The organism is Tateyamaria sp. 7Alg 36, assembly GCF_059882455.1.
Genome location: NZ_CM187613.1, coordinates 2,607,687 through 2,623,722, shown reverse-complemented (window position 1 = coordinate 2,623,722; position 16,036 = coordinate 2,607,687). Strand labels below are relative to the sequence as shown.

Genomic DNA, 16,036 nt, shown 5'->3' with positions numbered 1-16,036 from the left:
TCCAACTGCACGCGGTAAACGCTAGGCCACGGGCCATGCAAACACAATTCCAAGTCCGGCGAAAAGTGAACGCACTTGTTTTGCAATGTGCCCTTTTCCGTGTCATAGCGCGATAAATGGCGTTGGATGACACAGCAACTTGTTGCGTTTCCACATGATCGGACGGGCAGGCGTTGACGCGAGGAAGCAAAAGCCTGTTCAATACAAGACGAGGGATTCTTTGGCGAACCGGACACCGGACGACAAAGAGAGCGGGAACAAGACGGCGGCGATGGGCACTTTGACACCAGCGACACATGCTCAGTCCGGCCAGCGCCCGCGGCGCGTCGTACTGTACAGCCACGACACATTCGGTCTCGGGCATTTGCGGCGCAGTCGTGCGCTTGCCTCGGCCCTGACGCAATCGGGCACCGCCGGATCGGCGATCATCCTGACAGGCAGCCCCGTCGCGGGGCGTTTCACCTTTCCGCGTGCGGTCGATCACGTCCGCCTGCCCGGGGTCAAGAAGCTGGCCGATGGCACCTATGTCAGCCAGAACTCCGGCATGGATCTGGAATCCACCACCAGCCTGCGCGAAGGGCTGATCAATTCAACTATCGCGCAATACGACCCCGACCTGTTGATTGTGGACAAGGAACCCACAGGATTTCGCGGCGAACTGCTGCCCACGCTGGAAAGCCTCAGCAAGACGGGCCGCACCCGCATCGTTCTGGGCCTGCGCGACGTGCTGGACGAACCCGAAGTGCTGGAAGCCGAGTGGAAGCGTAAGGGCGCGCTGGACGCGGCCGAAAGGTTCTATGACGAGTTGTGGGTCTATGGGCCGCAATCCGTCTATGACCCCACGACCGGCCTGCCCCTGTCGCAATCCGTGCGCGACCGCACGGTCTGGACAGGCTATCTGCGCCGCGCGATCATTGATCCGGCGGATGTACCGGACACGCCCTATATCCTCATCACACCAGGCGGCGGCGGTGACGGAGAGGCGATGGTCGATCTGGTGCTGCAAGCCTATGAAAAAGATCCCGACCTTGGCCCGCATGCGGTGCTGGTCTATGGCCCGTTCCTGTCCGGCGACACCCGCGAACGGTTCGAAAACCGCGTTGCGGCGCTGAACGGACGGGTCACGGCAACAGGGTTCGACAGCCGCATTGAATCGCTGTTTGCGGGCGCGCAAGGCGTGATTTGCATGGGCGGCTACAACACGTTCTGCGAGGTGCTGTCCTTTGACCAGCGCGCCGTGATCGTGCCGCGCACCAAGCCGCGGCTGGAACAGTGGATCCGCGCCAACAGGGCCGAGGAACTGGGCCTTGTCCGCAACCTTGATGAATTCCGCGACGGCCTGACCGCCGAGTCGATGATCGCCGCGATCCGTGGCCTGCCGCACCAGCAACGCCCGTCAGAGGCGGGGGCGGACGGGCTGCTTGACGGTCTGGACGTGGTGATTGACCGTGCGCGCGCACTGATGAACACGCCGTTGGAAAACGCCGCCGAATGACTGCCAAAGCCCCACGCCTTGCGGTGGTCGTAAAAGGGTGGCCGCGCCTGTCCGAAACGTTCATCGCTCAGGAACTGGTGGCGCTGGAACGTGCGGGCATTGATTTCGACATCTGGTCGCTGCGCCACCCCACCGACACCAAGACGCACCCGCTGCATGACCAGTTGCGTGCGCGCGTCTTCTACCTGCCGGAATATCTGCACAACGAACCGCTGCGCGTGATGCGCGGGCTGCTGTCGGCACTGCGGCGTCCTGCGTTCTGGTCCGCCTTGCGCCAGTTCCTGCGCGACCTGTCCCGCGACCGCACCCGCAACCGCGTGCGCCGCTTTGGTCAGGCGCTGGTGATGGCCCACGAACTGCCTGCGGGCACACAGGCGCTTTATGCCCATTTCCTGCACACGCCCGCCTCGGTCGCGCGCTATGCGGCGATGTTGCGCGGGGTGCCGTGGTCGTTTTCCGCCCATGCCAAGGACATCTGGACCTCGCCCGAATGGGAATTGCGCGACAAGCTCGACAGCGCCAGCCACGGCGCGGCCTTTGGCGCGACCTGCACCGCCTTTGGCGCGGACCACCTGAACGCGCTGGCCGCCACCACCCCTGTCGATCTGGTCTATCACGGGCTGGACCTGTCCCGTTTCCCTGCCGCGCCCGAGCGTGAGATGCGCGCCGCAAGCGATCCCTTCGCGATGCTGTCGGTGGGACGTCTGGTGGAAAAGAAAGGCTTTGACCGCCTGATCGACGCGCTTGCCCTGCTGCCTGCCGATCTTGACTGGCACTGGACCCATATCGGCGGCGGCGCGCTGAAGGACGAGATGCGCGCCCGCGCCGAACGCCACAGCATCAACGACCGCATCACGTGGCGCGGTGCCTGCGACCAACCCGAGGTGATCGCCGCCATGCGCGCCGCCGACCTGTTTGTCCTGCCCAGCCGTATTGCCGAGGATGGCGACCGCGATGGCCTGCCCAATGTGTTGATGGAAGCGGCAAGCCAGAAGCTGCCCATCCTGTCCACGCCCGTGTCCGCCATTCCCGAATTCATCGACACCGGCGTGCACGGCATCCTGTGCGCCGACGATCCCGCCACCATCACCCAAGAGATGACGCGCATCGCCACCACGCCGTCCCTCGGCCCCGAACTGGCAGAAGCCGCCCATGCACGTCTGCACGCGGAATTCACCATGCAACCGGGGATCGACCATCTGGCGCAACGGCTGCGCGCGGTGATGGGCGCATGAAACTCGCCTTTTACGCCCCGCTGAAGGCACCCGGCCATCCCGTGCCCTCGGGCGACCGCGCCATGGCGCGCGCGCTCATCTCGGCGCTGGACCATGGCGGGCACGCGGTTTCTATCGCGTCGGATCTGCGCCTTTATGACGGGCGTGGCGATGCACAGGCGCAGGAACGCATGGCGGATCAGGCAGCACTCGAAGTCGCCCGCCTGATGGGCGCGGGGCGTCAGAAGGGCTGGCAGGCTTGGCTGACCTATCACAACTATTACAAGGCCCCCGACCTGATCGGCCCGACCGTGGCGAAGATGCTGGGCATTCCCTATCTCCAAGTGGAAAGCACCCGCGCCCGCAAACGGCTGACGGGCGACTGGGCAGGCTTTGCCGCTGCGGCCGAGGCGGCCAGTGATGCGGCGCACACGATCTTTTACCTCACCCACCGCGACGCCGAAACGCTGCGCCGCGATGCGCCCGAGGGGCAGAAGCTGGTCCACCTGCCGCCCTTCCTGGACCGCACCACTCTGCCCCGCCGCAGTGCGCAGGATAGCGCAATGCTGTCTGTGGCGATGATGCGTGCAGGGGACAAACTCGCCTCTTACGCGCTGATCGCCGAAACGCTCGCCGCGCTGCCCGCGACGCAGGACTGGCATCTGGACATCGCAGGCGACGGTCCTGCCCGCCCCGAGGTTGCCGCCCTTATGGCCCCGTTCGGCCCCCGCGTGACGTTCCTTGGCGCGCTTTCGCCCGACGCACTTGCCGCGCAATACGCCAGCGCCAGCCTGCTGCTCTGGCCCGGCGTGAACGAAGCGTTCGGCATGACGTACCTTGAGGCGCAGGCCGCGGGCATTCCCGTGGTGGCACAGGACCGCGCGGGCGTGCGCGATGTGGTATACGGCCCGATGACGCCAGTCGATGCAGGCCCCGCCGCACTTGCCCAACGGGTGCAGTCGCTGTTGCAAGACCCCACCGTCCTGCACAAAGCAGGCACGCAGGCCCGCGACCGGATCGCCGCGCAGCACCTGCTGCCTGCCGCCGCTACGAGGCTGAACGAAACGCTGGAGACCCTCGTATGATCCGCCTAGCCCTTTTGCGCCACGGCCACACCGCGTGGAACCGTGCCGGACAGATCCAAGGGCGCACCGACATCCCCCTTGATGACGAGGCGCGCGCGCATCTGGCCGCGCTGCACCTGCCCGACGGCTGGGACGGGGCCGATGTCGTGGCCAGCCCCCTCGCCCGCGCTGTCGAGACCGCGCAGATCGTCACCAAGCGCACACCCCTCCGCGAACCGGCACTGATGGAGATGGACTGGGGCGCTTGGGAAGGCCGCAAGGGCGTCGAACTGCGCGCCGATCCGCAGTCAGGCTTTCGCGATATCGAAGACTGGGGCTGGGACTACCGCCCGCCACAGGGCGAATGCCCCGACGACTTGCGCCAGCGCCTGCGCCCGTGGATCGCAGGGTTGCAACAGGACACCATTGCCGTGTGCCACATCGGCGTGATGCGGGTGATCATGGCCATGGCCACAGGCTGGGATTTCGACGGGCCCGCCCCGTTCACCATCAAACGCGACCGCCTGTTCGTGCTGCATATCGACGGCAATGACTGGACTCCGCAGCCCACGCCGGAACGACTGGTCCGGCGCCCGTCATGAGGCTGCGCCGATGAGGGTCATGATCGTCGTCACCCACCTGCTGGGCACCGGTCATCTGGCCCGTGCGCTGACGCTGGGCCGCGCTTTTGCTGCGGCGGGTGACGCGGTAACGGTGGTCAGCGGCGGCACCCCCGTGCCGCATTTCGACAGTGCAGGCATCACGCTGGTGCAATTGCCGCCGGTCCGATCAAACGGCACCGATTTCACTACCCTTCTGACCGGCGACGACACGCGGGCCGACGTCGCCTATATGCAGGCCCGCACCGACGCGCTGTCACAGGCACTGGCCCGCTGCGCACCGGATGTGGTTGTGACCGAACTCTTCCCCTTTGGCCGTCGCATCCTGCGCGCCGAATTCCGCGCGCTGCTTGAGGCCGCCCATGGGCAAAACCGGCGCCCGCTGGTCCTGTCCTCGATCCGCGACATCCTTGCCCCGCCCGGCAAACCGTCCAAAGCTGTCTTTGCCGATGACATGGTGGCGCGGTTCTATGACGGCGTTCTGGTCCATGCCGATGCCGAGATTGTCGCGCTGGATCAAAGCTGGCCCGTGACGGACCGGCTGCGCCCCCACCTGCATTACACCGGCTTTGTCGCGCCCGCCCCGCCCGACGACACGGGCGACAGCAACGGCACCATTCTGGTCAGCGCAGGGGGCGGCGACGTGGGCAGCGCGATCTTTGCCGCCGCGACCGAAGCCGCCGCGCTGATGCCCGACACCCCGTGGCTGTGCCTTGTCGGGGGCGATGCCGATCGCCGCGCAACCCTCGCCGCCACTGCCCCCGCCAATATGCGTGTTGAGCCGCCCCGCCCCGATTTCCGCAACCTGTTGCGCGGCGCATTGGCGTCGGTGTCCATGTGCGGCTACAACACCGCGCTGGATGTGCTGCAAACCGGCGTGCCTGCGGTGTTGGTGCCTTTCGATGACGGGGGCGAGGTAGAGCAGGGCCTGCGGGCCGACGCACTTGGCAACCAGACAGGGATCACCGTGCTGCGTCAGGACGCGCTGTCGGGCGCGGCCATGCGCGACGCCATCGAAAAGGTTCGCACAGCCCCCGCCCGCGCCCCCAGAACCCAAGGGATGAACGGCGCAGCGCAAACCGTGAGCGTTGTGCACGACCTGCACGCCCAGCATGTGCAGAACCAAAAGGCGCGGCCATGAACATCGACTGGACCCCCGTTCAACAGGCTCTTGCCGCGTGCCGACGCGACGGTGTTGCCGTGCCGCTGTGGTGGCGCGACGATGATGCGATTGCGCCGACGCCCGCGCTGCGACAACTGACGGACCTTGCCGCAGCCACTGGCCTGCCCGTGCACCTTGCCGTCATCCCCGCCCATGCCACCGCCGCACTGGCACGTGACAGTGACCCTAACTGGATCATACCGGTGGTGCACGGCTGGGCGCATCAGGATCACAGCGGCGGCGTCGGCAAAAAGAACGAATTCCAGACTGAACGCCTCGACGCCTTGCAAGAACCGCAGCGCGCGCTGACCACCCTGCGCGCCCTGTTCGGTGCGCGCCTGCGACCCATGTTCGTCCCGCCATGGAACCGGATTAATGCTGAGGTGACCGATGCCCTCCACGGCGCAGGCTACGCTGCCCTGTCCACCTTTGGCCCCCGTAGCAACGCCCGCGCGGCCACGGGGCTGCCCCAGATCAACACCCATATCGACCCGATCTGGTGGAAAGGCACCCGCGATCTGGTCGACCCTGCCGCGCTGATCGCCCAAACCGCCGATCTGCTGCACGCGCGCCGCACCGATGCGCAGGATCCGACCGAGCCGCTTGGCCTTTTGACACACCACCTTGTGCACAGCGCCGCAATCTGGGACTTCGCGGGACAGTTCGTGCGCGAAATGCTGGACGGCGGTGCAACCCCTTGGGTGATGGAGACGACAGAATGAGCAGACTGGAATCGATGCGGCGGCGTCTGACCGCGCAGATTGACGGGATCAACTGGGCCGCCGACCTGATCAAGGGTATCGACGGCGACGTGCTGGAAATGGGTCTGGGCAACGGGCGCACCTATGACCACCTGCGACAGGAAATCACCGACCGGCGCATCTGGGTTATCGACCGCATCCTCAAACCCCATCCCAGCTGCATCCCCCCCAAACAGGATTTCCTGATGGGCGAGGCGCAGGACATGCTGACCCGCCTGACCGATGAGGGTCGCAAGATGGCGCTGGCGCATTACGATTTCGGCCACGGGGTCAAGGAACTGGACGTCGCCGAGGGTGCCGCCCTCAGCCCGTTCATCGCCAAAGTGATGACCAAGGGCGGGCTGGTCCTGTCGCAACAACCGCTGGTTGGCTTTACCCAGATCAAGGGGCCGGACACGATTGATCCCGAACGCTACCTTTTTTATCGCGCCCCATAACTGGCGCAGCGTCGTACGGCCCGCACACAGTACAGTGGTTGTCATATTCGCGCGCTACCCCTTAGGATAACGTCAATGCAGGTCGCGAAAGTCGACCGATCCAACGGGAGTTTACGAATGAACATGTTAAAAACAGCCATGCTGGCTGCTGCCGCGCTGGTCGTCGCAGGGACCGCCTTTGCCGCACCGCTGAAACTGAAACCCGCCAGCCCGCAGCCTTCGGGGCTGAAAACCGGACTGTCCGTGAAATACGCCTATCCGCTTGACGTCAAAAGCCTGAACCAAGCGACGCGCTACCTCAAGAAGGGCAAGGCGGGCCAACCCCTCAAGGGGCTGGATTACCGCGACACCGCGCCGAACGAAAAGGCGCTGACCTCGACCCAAGTGGAACATGTCGCCGCCGAGATCAAAGGCTATGTCAAATTCGACAGCCCTGGCGTCTACACAATCGACTTTTACACCAATGACGGTCTGGACGCGCGGATCAGCGGCCAGCAGGTCGGCTATTTCGACGGTCGCCAGACCTGTCAGGGTACCCGCCCCGTACAGGTCGAAGTGCCACAGGCCGGATGGTATCCGCTTGAAATGACCTACTTCCAGCGCGTCGGCACATCCTGCCTGATGATGCGCGCCGGTAAGGGTTCGCCCGAATGGATGCCGAACAAGGCGTTTGGCTACAAATAAGCCCGACCATAATCAGACACCGCACGCGCGGCCCACGCACGGGTCGCGCGTTCGCACATCCACTAAGGGGGAACGCGCATGAAAAAGTCCGGCATCCTGAACGCCGAATTGTCACGGATCATCGCGACAATGGGCCATGGCGACATGCTGGTGATCGGGGACGCGGGCCTGCCCGTGCCGGCAGGTGTGCCCTGCGTCGATCTGGCCGTGACCCTTGGCGTGCCGCGTTTTCTTGAAGTGCTCGACGCCGTGCTGAACGAGTTGTGTGTTGAGTCCGCCTTTCGCGCTCAAGAGGCCGAGGCCATCGGCGCCGAGATGGACACACGCCTGCCCTGCACCCAGATCAGCCACGAAGCGTTCAAAGCCCGCTCTGCCGAAGCCGTGGCGGTGGTTCGCACTGGCGAAGCGACCCCATACGCCAATATCGCACTGGTCAGCGGCGTCACTTTCTGACCCGCCCACCTCGCATTTCACACAGGGTTTTCGCCCCGCGCGCACTGTCACCACTTGCCCTGTGGCGCCGCCTGCGGCATGACGTACCCGCGCGGTCCCGTAGCTCAACTGGATAGAGCACCTGACTTCTAATCAGGATGTTGAGGGTTCGAGTCCTTCCGGGATCGCCAGATTCACCAGCTTTTCCAGCGCCCCCCTCGGGTCAGCCAGAAATCCCCGACACATCGAAGAACGACTCCGGTCCGGCGCACCAGTGGGCGAGGATGTCGCCGCAGGTTTCACATTTTTCCCGCGTCAACCCGTGTGCGGAAAGATCGGCCAGCACTGCTGCCGTCGCGCGGTAGAGATCCAGCAGACTGCGCTGGTTCAACACATCCGCCACCGGCCACGTATCCTCCATCGCGGAAGAGACCGACACGAGGGCCAAGGCCAGATGGTGCACCGACGCATCCGGATGGCGCTGGCACACGACAGGCACCGCGCAGCGCACATTCATCCCCTGATCGAACAGCAATTCGGCCAGATGGGACTCCAACCGGTCCCAGACAATAAGGCTCACATCAGTCTCAACATTCTTCTGCAACAGCGTCGAACTAGCCATAAAACGCCTGTTTTTGCCACCGAATATGCCCGTATCATTGATGTCGCAGGCACGACGCCGCGCAGTCACAAGCCGCAATTGCATCGTTAACCGACGGCGCATCCCCAACCGCGACAGACCCACGGCGCGTAGTGACCCCAGACCTTTCCGCCCAAAGTTTTCAAGCTGCACACTTGAGCGGCGCAAATTTAACTGCAATGCTGATATTATGGGCAGTTTAAGAACGATAATCGCCTCTACGCTCCTCTTCGCCAGCTTGGGCACACCAAGCATGGCCGAGCGTGACCTTGTTCTCACCTTCGCCGGATGCACCGGCCGGATGTCTGCCGAGATGGAACATGCATGGCTTGTCAGTGATCCGCGCGCAGACACGTTTCAATCCCAGCGTGCGCGCTTCGTGTCGATCCTTGACGCCATCCTTCCCGCAGAGCGTGCAGCCGAGGCCCTCCACCACCGCATCGAAGCCAAGATGGCGCATCGGGCGATTCTCTCGGATGCACGGTTCGGGACCGATCCGCGCAGGGTAAGGCTGGCAAAACGGCGCGCACAGACAGATGTACAAATCTGTAAAACCATGCTGCTCGACGGATAAAACCGCAAAAACCCCGTAAATTTCGCCTAATTTCGCGGCAGATTTCGCGCGCGCCGCTCAATAATTAATCACAGCAGGTTGATTGCACAAGCAATACACGACCAAGACTCGGTCCTGTCGCCGCACTGTATCTAGATGGGCCTCGGCCCTGACAGGCCAGAACAGCTGTGCGGCAGTGTTAGACTTGCAACCCTGAACACCACCGCACGCGCCTATTTGAAAGCGCATGGGTGATATGTGGGCTTTGGCCCATTTTCGCAATCCCCCTGCGCACTGCGCTAGAGGAAACGCAATGAAAAAGACCCTTCTTGGAACCACCGCTGCTGCGCTGCTGGCATCCGTGGCCCCAGCTATCGCTCAGGACTGCCCGATCAAAGTGGGTGTGTTGCACTCGCTGTCCGGCACAATGGCAATTTCAGAAACCACTTTGAAAGACACAATGGAAATGCTGGTCGAACAGCAAAACGCCGCTGGTGGCGTTCTCGGCTGCGAGCTTGAGGCCGTGGTGGTCGACCCAGCGTCGGACTGGCCGCTGTTTGCGGAAAAAGCCCGCGAACTGCTGACCGTGCACGAGGTCGACGTGATCTTTGGCAACTGGACATCGGTATCGCGTAAATCTGTCCTGCCCGTGATCGAGGAACTGAACGGCCTGCTGTTCTATCCCGTCCAATACGAGGGCGAAGAGTCCTCTAAAAACGTGTTCTACACCGGTGCTGCCCCGAACCAGCAGGCGATCCCCGCAACCGATTATTTCCTTGAAGAACTCGGCGTCGAAAAATTCGCCCTGCTCGGCACCGACTATGTCTATCCGCGCACAACGAACAACATCCTTGAAAGCTACCTCAAGGACAAAGGCATCGCCGCCGAAGACATCTTTGTGAACTACACGCCCTTCGGTCACTCCGACTGGTCCAAGATCGTGGCCGACGTGGTCGCCCTTGGCGCGGATGGCAAAAAGGTCGGCGTGATCTCGACCATCAACGGCGACGCGAACGTGGGTTTCTACAAGGAACTGGCCGCTGCGGGTATCTCGGCGGATGACATTCCTGTCGTCGCCTTCTCGGTTGGCGAAGAAGAACTCGCCGGTCTGGACACCTCGAACCTCGTCGGCCACCTCGCCGCGTGGAACTACTTCCAGTCCGCCGACACCGACGCCAACGCCGAATGGATCACCGCGTGGAAGGCCCGCATGGGCGAAGAGCGCGTGACCAACGACCCGATGGAGGCCCACTATATCGGCTTCAACATGTGGGTGAACGCGGCCACGGCGGCAGGCACCACAGATGTGGATGCGGTCCGCACGGCGATGTACGGTCAGGAGTTCCCGAACCTCACCGGCGGTACGGCGGTCATGCTGCCCAACCACCACTTGGCCAAACCTGTCCTGATCGGCGAAATTCAGGAAGACGGCCAGTTCGACATCATCAGCCAGACCTCCGAAGTTCCCGGCGATGCATGGACAGACTTCCTGCCTGAATCGGCGGTTCTCAAGTCGGATTGGAAAGAGCTCGGCTGCGGTATGTACAACACCGAGACCGAAAGCTGCGTCCAGATCAAGTCGAACTACTGATCCCACCGGATCACTCTGACATGTCGGGGGGCGGGCAACGGCCCCCCGATCCACAGCCAAGCGGTGATATATGCAAAAATTCCTCCTCCTCATCCTGTGCCTGGCCTTTGCCTGGCGCGCGGATGCCCACCACTCCAACACGCCGAATGCCGACGCCCCGATCCAGCAGGTCATGCAGGCCCATGCCGACACGCTGGCCAAAGCGTCACGCCGCACCATCCAGACCGCGATTGATGCACTGACCGACAGCGGGTTGCCCGCCGCCCAGACCGTGCTCGAACGCTGGCAGGCCAAAGAGGTCTGGCAGGATAACGCCACCGGCCTCTTCGTCTTTGCCGAAGAAATCGACCGCGACACGTTGCACATCTTCGATGTTGCCGACGGCCACGATCTGGGGCTGGTGCTGGATGACGACTATACGCAACTCAAACCCAACAGCGGCGTGCGCGGCCTGATCGCGGCAGGTCTGGTCAAATTCCAGCTTTCCGATCCCGATGCGGCCGTGCGCCTGACCGCGCTCGACGCGATCTCGCGCGATCCCAAGGACAGTCACCTGCCCGCCCTGCGCAGCGCGCTCAGCGCCGAGAAAGACCCAGCCATCGCCGCCCGCATGGCACGGATCGAACGGTTGCTGACCATCGGCTACGGCGACACGGACGCCGAAAAGATCGAGGCGATTTCCTACTTCAAGGGGGATCTCGGCGTGGATGCCCGCGCCGCGCTGAACCCGCTGGCCACCACCCTTATCAGGGTGGCCCCAACCGTGCCCGACACAGCCGACGTGCTGCGCACCCTGTCGCCCGGCGATGACGGGTTGCCCAAAACCGAGGCTTACGCCCTGCTGGTGGAGGCCGACCTCGCGCCGCCGCTGATCCCAGCCAGCGGGGTGCGCGACGCATTGATCAGCAACATCGAAGGCACCACAGTCGCAGGCGTACAGGTCGCCAGCCTCACCACCGACAAGGCGCGCAATGCCGCCTTTGCCACTTTGGTCGAACAGGGACGCGCAGAACCTGCCGCGACCTCCGAACAGATCGACACGGCCCTTGCGGCCTACCAGTTTTTCGAAGTTTTTGTCGGCGCCCCGCCCACTGTGGCGCGTGCTGCCGCGCAGGTGCTGGGCGATATCGAAACCGCCGTTGCCCTGAACCAGACCGCCGATCTTGCGCTTGATGCGATCTCGCTCGCCTCGATCTACTTCCTCGCCGCCATCGGGCTGGCGATCACTTTTGGCGTCATGGGCGTCATCAACATGGCCCATGGCGAATTCATCATGATGGGGGCCTATACGGGCTACGTAGTGCAACTCTTTGTGCCCGATCACACCCTGTCGATCCTGTTGGCCATTCCGCTCGCCTTCGCCGTGACCTTTGCCGCCGGTGTCGCGATGGAGCGTTTGGTCATCCGCTGGCTCTATCACCGCCCGCTCGAAACTTTGCTGGCCACGTTCGGTGTCTCCATCGCGCTGCAACAACTGGCCAAGAACATCTTCGGCACCCAAGCCCGCCCCCTGACCGCGCCCGCATGGCTCGATGGGTCGATGGCGATCAACGACATCGTGTCGATCAGTTATATCCGCATCGCAATCTTCATCCTCGCACTTGTCTTCCTCGCTCTTTTCCTGCTGGTCATGAACCGCACCCGCCTCGGCCTCGAAGTGCGCGCTGTCACACAAAACCCGCGTATGGCGTCCTCGATGGGCATCAACCCCGACCGTATCAACATGCTCACCTTCGGCTTCGGCTCCGGCATCGCGGGCATCGCAGGTGTCGCCATCGGCCTCTATGCCAAGGTCACCTCCGAAATGGGCAGCGACTATATCGTGCAATCCTTCATGACCGTGGTCGTGGGCGGCGTCGGCAACATCTGGGGCACGCTGTTGGGCGCGGCCATGGTCGGTTCGATGCAAAAAGGCATCGAATGGCTGAACCCGTCCAACACGCTGGCGGCTCAGACCTACATGATCCTCTTCATCATCCTGTTCATCCAGTTCCGCCCCCGCGGCATCATCGCCCTCAAGGGCCGCGCAGCCGAGGCCTGAGTCATGCAGATCGAACGCACCACAGGGGACGATGCGCGCCTGCGCCCCCTGCTCATGGCGCACGCCGCCTTCTGCGCGGCGACCAGCCCCGAAGAAAGCTGTCACTTCCTGCCGCCCGACACGATGGCGCAAGACCGCGACCTGCTAGTCTGGATCGCCACAAAGGACGGTGAAACCGCAGGCGTCGGCGCGCTGCGCGTCACCGGATCAGAGGGCGAGGTCAAATCCATGCACACCGCCGCCAGCCATCGCGGGCAAGGTGTCGCCCAACTGATCCTGACAGAAATCATCGACGAGGCCCGCCGCCGCACCCTCACCAAGCTTCAGCTTGAAACCGGCACAGTGGACGCCTTTGCCCCCGCCCGCACCCTGTATGAACGCGCCGGCTTCACCCCCTGCCCCCCGTTCGGCGATTACGTCACCGACCCGCACAGCACGTTCTACGCCCTCGCCCTGAACACCCCCGAGGAAATGCAATGACCGACACCGCCCCTTCTCTGTTCCGGAAAAATCCCGGGGGTCCGGGGGCTGGCCCCCGGTCCCGCAGCTTCCTCTCGCGCCATCCCTCAGTACTGGTGTTCATCGCCAGCCTCGCGCTGTTCACCCTGATCGTCACAGTGCTGGCCGAAGGGTTCGGCATCGGCGTGATCTCTACCAGCTTTGTCAAAACTCTGGGCAAGACCCTGTGCCTGTGCATGGTGGCGCTGGCGATGGACCTGGTCTGGGGCTATTGCGGTATCCTCTCGCTCGGTCACATGGCGTTCTTCGGCATCGGCGGCTACGCGATCGGCATGTGGCTGATGTATGCGCGCACCGAACTCATTGTGGTGCAAAGCCTCGCCAACGCGCCCCTGCCGCCCACCGCATCGGAGATTTCCCAAGGCATCGCCACACAGATCTTCGGCGTGGTCGGGTCATCCGACTTCCCGCCGGTCTGGGCCTTTGCCCATTCCCTGCCGCTGCAACTGGCGGCCATCGTCATCGTGCCCGGATTGCTGGCACTGGTCTTCGGCTGGCTCGCCTTCCGCAGCCGCGTCACCGGCGTGTACCTGTCGATCCTGACCCAAGCCATGACGCTCGCCCTCTCGCTCTACCTTTTCCAGAACGACAGCGGCCTGCGCGGCAATAACGGTCTGTCCGGCCTGCAAAACCTGCCCGGACTGGACAGCGTCCCGCAATCGGCAGTTTCGCTCTGGTTCCTCTGGGCCTCGGCCTTCGCACTCGCACTGGCCTACGGGCTGTGCGCATGGGTGGTGTCGGGCAAGTTCGGCTCGGTGATCCGCGCCATCCGCGATGACGAGGCGCGCGTGCGCTTCCTCGGCTACTCGGTCGAAGCCTACAAGCTCACCATCTTCACCCTGACGGCCGTGATCGCCGCCATCGCGGGCGCGCTCTATTACCCGCAGGCGGGCATCATCAATCCGGCGGAAATCGCGCCCATCGCCTCGATCTATCTGGCGGTCTGGGTCGCCATCGGCGGGCGCGGACGGCTCTATGGCGCGGTGATCGGCGCGGCTTTTGTTTCCCTCGTGTCCACATGGTTCACCGGCGGGCAGGCGCCTGACATCAACCTCGGCTTCTACACGATCTCTTGGGTGGACTGGTGGACCGTCCTGCTCGGCTTCTCCTTCGTCGCCGTCACCCTGTTCGCGCCCAAAGGCATCGGCGGGCTGTTCGATCTACTGCCCACCCCCAACCGCCACGGCGCGCCTCTTGGCCCCGATGACGGCGCCCTGCGCCAGAACGAAGCCGACGCAAGAAAGGCCGACGCATGAGCACCCTTCTCGAAGTTTCCGGCGTCTCGAAAACCTTTGACGGGTTCAAGGCCATCAACAACCTGTCCTTCCAGATCGGCGAACCGGAAATGCGCGCCGTGATCGGCCCCAACGGCGCAGGCAAGACGACCTTCATGGACATCGTCACCGGCAAGACCAAGCCCGACGAGGGCCGTGTGCTGTTCGGGGAAAAGTCGCGCTCGCTGCTGTCGATGAGCGAAAGCCAGATCGCCCAAGCGGGGATCGGGCGCAAGTTCCAGCGCCCCACCGTGTTCGAGGACCAGACCGTCGCGGACAACCTGATGATGGCGCTGAAGAAAGACCGCAGCCCGTGGGCCGTCCTGCGCTTTCGCCCCGCCGCCGAGGATCACGCCGCCGTCGAGAAACTCGCAGGCGAAATCGGCCTGACCGACCAGTTGGCGCGCAAATCGGGCGAACTCAGCCACGGGCAGAAACAATGGCTCGAAATCGGCATGTTGCTGGCACAGGATCCGCGCCTGTTGCTGGTGGACGAACCCGCCGCGGGCATGACACCGGCGGAACGCGAACACACGACCGACATTCTGGTGCAGGCCGCCAAAACCCGCGCCGTGGTGGTGGTGGAACACGACATGGAATTTGTCCGCCGCCTCAACTGCAAAGTGACCGTGCTGCACGAAGGCTCCGTGCTGGCCGAAGGGTCGCTGGACCACGTGACAGCCAATGAAAAAGTGATCGAGGTGTATCTTGGGCGATGATGTTCTGAATATCTCGGATCTGACCCTGCATTACGGGGGCAGCCAGATCCTGAACCGCGTCAGCGTGACCGCACGGCGTGGCGAGGTCACTTGCGTCATGGGCACCAACGGCGTGGGCAAGACCAGCCTGCTCAAGGCGATCTCGGGCACGCATCCGCGCTCGGGCGGAACCTACCTGCTCGACGGTGCCGAAGTCGGGCGCGCCTCGGCCCATGCTCTGGCGCAAGCGGGCGTCGCCTATGTCCCGCAGGGGCGCGAGATTTTCCCCTTCCTGACCGTGCGAGAGAACCTCGAAACCGGATTTGCCTGCCTGCCGCGCAGCGAACGCACCGTGCCGGACGAGATTTTCGACCTGTTCCCGATCCTCAAGGATTTTCTGGGTCGCCGTGGCGGCGACCTGTCCGGCGGGCAGCAACAGCAACTCGCCATCGCCCGCGCCTTGGTGACACGCCCCAAACTGCTGCTGCTGGACGAACCGACCGAGGGCATCCAGCCCAACATCATCCAGCAAATCGGCCGCGTCATCGCGCAACTGCGCGCACGCGGCGACATGGCAATCGTGCTGGTCGAGCAATATTTCGACTTCGCCCGCGATCTGGGCGACCATTTTCTGGTGCTTGAACGCGGCGCCGAAAAACTGCGCGGCCGCGCGGATGAAATTGACCGCGACACCCTGCTCGCCGCCGTCTCCGTCTGATCCCCGTCGCCCCAAGGGGAATCAGGCAGCGGCGGCAGGCCAGAAAACCGGCCTCAAGTAGCCGGAGGCGGTAGGCCAAAAAAGAATCATGGATTGAACTCTCGCACTCAGCGTAGCCCGAAGGGATGCGCGT

17 protein-coding genes and 1 tRNA gene are annotated in these 16,036 nt (G+C 63.7%); 17 read left to right on the top strand and 1 reads right to left on the bottom strand.

The window, feature by feature from the left end:
* The first annotated feature begins 271 nt into the window (after positions 1-271).
* From AC6GQJ_RS12850 to AC6GQJ_RS12805, 10 genes are all read left to right on the top strand, one after another.
* Positions 272-1,495, top strand: coding sequence for a glycosyltransferase family protein (locus tag AC6GQJ_RS12850; protein WP_500768837.1), 1,224 nt, complete (start codon positions 272-274; stop codon positions 1,493-1,495).
* A complete protein-coding gene (locus AC6GQJ_RS12845; protein WP_500768835.1) occupies positions 1,492-2,730 on the top strand; it encodes a glycosyltransferase family 4 protein in 1,239 nt (412 codons plus the stop codon). The genes AC6GQJ_RS12850 and AC6GQJ_RS12845 overlap by 4 nt, the downstream gene beginning before the upstream one ends.
* A complete protein-coding gene (locus tag AC6GQJ_RS12840; protein WP_500768833.1) occupies positions 2,727-3,794 on the top strand; it encodes a glycosyltransferase family 4 protein in 1,068 nt (355 codons plus the stop codon). The genes AC6GQJ_RS12845 and AC6GQJ_RS12840 overlap by 4 nt, the downstream gene beginning before the upstream one ends.
* Positions 3,791-4,375: a histidine phosphatase family protein gene (locus AC6GQJ_RS12835; protein WP_500768831.1), complete on the top strand. Its 585-nt coding sequence runs from the start codon at positions 3,791-3,793 to the stop codon at positions 4,373-4,375. The genes AC6GQJ_RS12840 and AC6GQJ_RS12835 overlap by 4 nt, the downstream gene beginning before the upstream one ends.
* A 10-nt stretch (positions 4,376-4,385) precedes the next feature.
* The gene (locus tag AC6GQJ_RS12830; RefSeq protein ID WP_500768829.1) at positions 4,386-5,534 is read left to right on the top strand and encodes a glycosyltransferase family protein; all 1,149 of its coding nucleotides are present in this window, start codon (positions 4,386-4,388) and stop codon (positions 5,532-5,534) included.
* Positions 5,531-6,277 (top strand): polysaccharide deacetylase family protein, encoded by a 747-nt coding sequence (locus AC6GQJ_RS12825; RefSeq protein WP_500768827.1) that lies wholly within the window; start codon positions 5,531-5,533, stop codon positions 6,275-6,277. Before AC6GQJ_RS12830 ends, AC6GQJ_RS12825 begins: the two co-directional genes overlap by 4 nt.
* Positions 6,274-6,753, top strand: coding sequence for a class I SAM-dependent methyltransferase (locus AC6GQJ_RS12820; protein ID WP_500768825.1), 480 nt, complete (start codon positions 6,274-6,276; stop codon positions 6,751-6,753). Before AC6GQJ_RS12825 ends, AC6GQJ_RS12820 begins: the two co-directional genes overlap by 4 nt.
* Before the next feature lie 117 nt (positions 6,754-6,870).
* On the top strand, positions 6,871-7,437 hold the full coding sequence (locus AC6GQJ_RS12815; protein WP_500768823.1) for a PA14 domain-containing protein: 567 nt from the start codon (positions 6,871-6,873) through the stop codon (positions 7,435-7,437).
* Between the two features lie 78 nt (positions 7,438-7,515).
* Entirely contained in the window at positions 7,516-7,890 is a 375-nt protein-coding gene (gene rbsD, locus AC6GQJ_RS12810; RefSeq protein ID WP_500768821.1) for a D-ribose pyranase, read from the top strand.
* 93 nt (positions 7,891-7,983) lie between these two features.
* Positions 7,984-8,060 (top strand) — tRNA-Arg (locus AC6GQJ_RS12805).
* Positions 8,061-8,092: 32 nt separating this feature from the next.
* Here the strand turns inward: AC6GQJ_RS12805 and AC6GQJ_RS12800 are convergent.
* Positions 8,093-8,491, bottom strand: a complete 399-nt coding sequence (locus tag AC6GQJ_RS12800; RefSeq protein WP_500768819.1) for a hypothetical protein — start codon at positions 8,489-8,491, stop codon at positions 8,093-8,095.
* Positions 8,492-8,762: 271 nt separating this feature from the next.
* Here AC6GQJ_RS12800 and AC6GQJ_RS12795 point away from each other — a divergent pair, with 271 nt between their 5' ends.
* The 7 genes from AC6GQJ_RS12795 (at position 8,763) to urtE (ending at position 15,903) form a co-directional block, all read left to right on the top strand.
* The gene (locus AC6GQJ_RS12795) at positions 8,763-9,083 is read left to right on the top strand and encodes a hypothetical protein (protein WP_500768817.1); all 321 of its coding nucleotides are present in this window, start codon (positions 8,763-8,765) and stop codon (positions 9,081-9,083) included.
* Between the two features lie 292 nt (positions 9,084-9,375).
* Entirely contained in the window at positions 9,376-10,653 is a 1,278-nt protein-coding gene (gene urtA / locus AC6GQJ_RS12790; RefSeq protein WP_500768815.1) for an urea ABC transporter substrate-binding protein, read from the top strand.
* Positions 10,654-10,723: 70 nt separating this feature from the next.
* A complete protein-coding gene (urtB, locus tag AC6GQJ_RS12785) occupies positions 10,724-12,694 on the top strand; it encodes an urea ABC transporter permease subunit UrtB (protein WP_500768813.1) in 1,971 nt (656 codons plus the stop codon).
* 3 nt (positions 12,695-12,697) lie between these two features.
* The gene (locus AC6GQJ_RS12780) at positions 12,698-13,174 is read left to right on the top strand and encodes a GNAT family N-acetyltransferase (RefSeq protein ID WP_500768811.1); all 477 of its coding nucleotides are present in this window, start codon (positions 12,698-12,700) and stop codon (positions 13,172-13,174) included.
* Positions 13,171-14,469, top strand: a complete 1,299-nt coding sequence (gene urtC / locus AC6GQJ_RS12775) for an urea ABC transporter permease subunit UrtC (RefSeq protein WP_500768809.1) — start codon at positions 13,171-13,173, stop codon at positions 14,467-14,469. Before AC6GQJ_RS12780 ends, urtC begins: the two co-directional genes overlap by 4 nt.
* Complete coding sequence (urtD, locus tag AC6GQJ_RS12770; RefSeq protein WP_500768807.1) at positions 14,466-15,206, top strand: urea ABC transporter ATP-binding protein UrtD; 741 nt, start codon at positions 14,466-14,468, stop codon at positions 15,204-15,206. The genes urtC and urtD overlap by 4 nt, the downstream gene beginning before the upstream one ends.
* Positions 15,196-15,903 carry an urea ABC transporter ATP-binding subunit UrtE gene (urtE, locus tag AC6GQJ_RS12765; RefSeq protein ID WP_500768805.1) on the top strand — a complete coding sequence of 236 codons (708 nt, stop codon included), beginning with the start codon at positions 15,196-15,198 and terminating at the stop codon, positions 15,901-15,903. Before urtD ends, urtE begins: the two co-directional genes overlap by 11 nt.
* Positions 15,904-16,036 lie beyond the last annotated feature (133 nt).

Coding starts and splice junctions, on each gene's coding strand:
- urtB (WP_500768813.1), top strand. CDS start 10,724: ATGCAAAAATTCCTCCTCCTCATCCTGTGCCTGGCCTTTGCCTGGCGC.
- AC6GQJ_RS12830 (WP_500768829.1), top strand. CDS start 4,386: ATGAGGGTCATGATCGTCGTCACCCACCTGCTGGGCACCGGTCATCTG.
- AC6GQJ_RS12780 (WP_500768811.1), top strand. CDS start 12,698: ATGCAGATCGAACGCACCACAGGGGACGATGCGCGCCTGCGCCCCCTG.
- urtC (WP_500768809.1), top strand. CDS start 13,171: ATGACCGACACCGCCCCTTCTCTGTTCCGGAAAAATCCCGGGGGTCCG.
- AC6GQJ_RS12820 (WP_500768825.1), top strand. CDS start 6,274: ATGAGCAGACTGGAATCGATGCGGCGGCGTCTGACCGCGCAGATTGAC.
- AC6GQJ_RS12845 (WP_500768835.1), top strand. CDS start 1,492: ATGACTGCCAAAGCCCCACGCCTTGCGGTGGTCGTAAAAGGGTGGCCG.
- AC6GQJ_RS12815 (WP_500768823.1), top strand. CDS start 6,871: ATGAACATGTTAAAAACAGCCATGCTGGCTGCTGCCGCGCTGGTCGTC.
- urtD (WP_500768807.1), top strand. CDS start 14,466: ATGAGCACCCTTCTCGAAGTTTCCGGCGTCTCGAAAACCTTTGACGGG.
- AC6GQJ_RS12835 (WP_500768831.1), top strand. CDS start 3,791: ATGATCCGCCTAGCCCTTTTGCGCCACGGCCACACCGCGTGGAACCGT.
- AC6GQJ_RS12840 (WP_500768833.1), top strand. CDS start 2,727: ATGAAACTCGCCTTTTACGCCCCGCTGAAGGCACCCGGCCATCCCGTG.
- AC6GQJ_RS12825 (WP_500768827.1), top strand. CDS start 5,531: ATGAACATCGACTGGACCCCCGTTCAACAGGCTCTTGCCGCGTGCCGA.
- AC6GQJ_RS12795 (WP_500768817.1), top strand. CDS start 8,763: ATGGCCGAGCGTGACCTTGTTCTCACCTTCGCCGGATGCACCGGCCGG.
- urtA (WP_500768815.1), top strand. CDS start 9,376: ATGAAAAAGACCCTTCTTGGAACCACCGCTGCTGCGCTGCTGGCATCC.
- AC6GQJ_RS12800 (WP_500768819.1), bottom strand. CDS start 8,491: ATGGCTAGTTCGACGCTGTTGCAGAAGAATGTTGAGACTGATGTGAGC.
- rbsD (WP_500768821.1), top strand. CDS start 7,516: ATGAAAAAGTCCGGCATCCTGAACGCCGAATTGTCACGGATCATCGCG.
- AC6GQJ_RS12850 (WP_500768837.1), top strand. CDS start 272: ATGGGCACTTTGACACCAGCGACACATGCTCAGTCCGGCCAGCGCCCG.